Source organism: Pseudomonas sp. GW456-E7 (assembly GCF_059424105.1).
In genome coordinates, this window is sequence record NZ_JBWKZB010000109.1 from 1 (window position 1) to 1630 (window position 1630).

Below are 1630 nucleotides of genomic sequence, written 5' to 3' on the forward strand. Positions count from 1 at the left end.
AGTATAACCAGATTGCTTGGGGTTATATGGTCAAGTGAAGAAGCGCATACGGTGGATGCCTTGGCAGTCAGAGGCGATGAAAGACGTGGTAGCCTGCGAAAAGCTTCGGGGAGTCGGCAAACAGACTTTGATCCGGAGATGTCTGAATGGGGGAACCCAGCCATCATAAGATGGTTATCTTGTACTGAATACATAGGTGCAAGAGGCGAACCAGGGGAACTGAAACATCTAAGTACCCTGAGGAAAAGAAATCAACCGAGATTCCCTTAGTAGTGGCGAGCGAACGGGGACTAGCCCTTAAGTGGCTTTGAGATTAGCGGAACGCTCTGGAAAGTGCGGCCATAGTGGGTGATAGCCCTGTACGCGAAAATCTCTTAGTCATGAAATCGAGTAGGACGGAGCACGAGAAACTTTGTCTGAATATGGGGGGACCATCCTCCAAGGCTAAATACTACTGACTGACCGATAGTGAACTAGTACCGTGAGGGAAAGGCGAAAAGAACCCCGGAGAGGGGAGTGAAATAGATCCTGAAACCGTATGCGTACAAGCAGTGGGAGCCTACTTGTTAGGTGACTGCGTACCTTTTGTATAATGGGTCAGCGACTTATTTTCAGTGGCGAGCTTAACCGAATAGGGGAGGCGTAGCGAAAGCGAGTCTTAATAGGGCGTCTAGTCGCTGGGAATAGACCCGAAACCGGGCGATCTATCCATGGGCAGGTTGAAGGTTAGGTAACACTGACTGGAGGACCGAACCGACTACCGTTGAAAAGTTAGCGGATGACCTGTGGATCGGAGTGAAAGGCTAATCAAGCTCGGAGATAGCTGGTTCTCCTCGAAAGCTATTTAGGTAGCGCCTCATGTATCACTGTAGGGGGTAGAGCACTGTTTCGGCTAGGGGGTCATCCCGACTTACCAAACCGATGCAAACTCCGAATACCTACAAGTGCCGAGCATGGGAGACACACGGCGGGTGCTAACGTCCGTCGTGAAAAGGGAAACAACCCAGACCGTCAGCTAAGGTCCCAAAGTTATGGTTAAGTGGGAAACGATGTGGGAAGGCTTAGACAGCTAGGAGGTTGGCTTAGAAGCAGCCACCCTTTAAAGAAAGCGTAATAGCTCACTAGTCGAGTCGGCCTGCGCGGAAGATGTAACGGGGCTCAAACCATACACCGAAGCTACGGGTATCACCTTCGGGTGATGCGGTAGAGGAGCGTTCTGTAAGCCTGTGAAGGTGAGTTGAGAAGCTTGCTGGAGGTATCAGAAGTGCGAATGCTGACATGAGTAACGACAATGGGTGTGAAAAACACCCACGCCGAAAGACCAAGGTTTCCTGCGCAACGTTAATCGACGCAGGGTTAGTCGGTCCCTAAGGCGAGGCTGAAAAGCGTAGTCGATGGAAAACAGGTTAATATTCCTGTACTTCTGGTTATTGCGATGGAGGGACGGAGAAGGCTAGGCCAGCTTGGCGTTGGTTGTCCAAGTTTAAGGTGGTAGGCTGAGATCTTAGGTAAATCCGGGATCTTAAGGCCGAGAGCTGATGACGAGTTACCCTTTGGGTGACGAAGTGGTTGATGCCATGCTTCCAAGAAAAGCTTCTAAGCTTCAGATAACCAGGAACCGTACCCCAAA

1 rRNA gene (cut by a window edge) is annotated in these 1630 nt (G+C 50.6%); it reads left to right on the forward strand.

The window, feature by feature from the left end:
• Positions 1-28 precede the first annotated feature (28 nt).
• Positions 29-1630, forward strand: a 23S ribosomal RNA gene (locus tag AC07YV_RS29785); it runs 1468 nt beyond the window's last position.